Raw genomic sequence first — 932 nt, 5'->3', positions numbered from 1 at the left:
CTGCTGGTCTGGTCGATCGTGCCGATCGCGCTCGCCTACCATGTCGCGCATTATCTGACGGCGCTGCTCGTCGACGGCCAATATGCGCTTGCCGCACTGTCCGATCCGTTCGCACTGGGCTGGAACCTGTTCGGCACCGCCGACATGCAGATCGAGGCCGGCATCGTTGCCGGGGCGGGCTCGGCGTGGTGGCTGTGGAATGTCCAGGCCGGCGCCATCATCCTTGGCCATGTGCTCGCAGTCCTCGTCGCCCACGGCTTCGCCTGGCGGCTGCATCCGCAGCCTGCCTGTGCCGCGCTCAGCCAGTTCCCGCTCACTTTGCTGATGATCGCCTATACGGTCTTCGGCCTCTGGTTGCTTGCCACGCCGACCGTCGGATGAGAAAAGGGCGACCTCAATATCGTTGGGGAAGCTCGCTTGCCACACCAAGGCTTTGGTGATTTAGTTTGTACACATGCAATTTTTTGCGTCCTCTGAGCGAGGATGCCGAAGCCGCCTTATCGTTGGTCAAGACTGAAAAACAGGGGAACGAACATGGCTGACAAGAACGGATTTTTCGACCTCTCCAAGACTGGCCTCACCTCCAAGACTGCCCTCACCCGCCGAACGGCGCTGAAGGGTCTGGCCGCGGGCGCCGGCCTCGCCGTTGCTCCCGGCTTCGTCCGCTATTCCCAGGCGCAGAGTTCGGCGCCGATCAAGATCGGCTTCCAGTCGCACCGCACCGGCATCGGCGCCGCCTATGGCCGCTGGTACGAGAAGACCACGGCCGCCGCGGTCAAGGCGATCAATGCCGCCGGCGGCATCAATGGCCGCCAGGTCGAGGTGATCATCGAGGATGACGGCACCGATCCCGGCCGTGGCGCCGAAGTGGTCGGCAAGTTCGCCACCCAGCACAAGACCGACATCGTCTTCGGCACGCTGTTCTCGCACTG

At 63.4% G+C, this 932-nt stretch carries 1 protein-coding gene and 1 pseudogene; both read left to right on the top strand.

The window, feature by feature from the left end:
• Window positions 1-381 (top strand): annotated as a pseudogene (locus tag EN935_RS37955) (hypothetical protein); the annotation flags it as partial.
• A 153-nt stretch (window positions 382-534) separates the two neighbouring features.
• The coding region (locus EN935_RS37950) for an ABC transporter substrate-binding protein (RefSeq protein WP_164771810.1) at window positions 535-932 on the top strand (398 nt) is incomplete at its 3' end.

The organism is Mesorhizobium sp. M7D.F.Ca.US.004.03.1.1 (assembly GCF_003998635.1).
GTDB lineage: Bacteria > Pseudomonadota > Alphaproteobacteria > Rhizobiales > Rhizobiaceae > Mesorhizobium > Mesorhizobium loti.
Note: the sequence above shows the minus strand (reverse complement) of the source record. Positions and strands in the feature narration are given on the sequence as shown.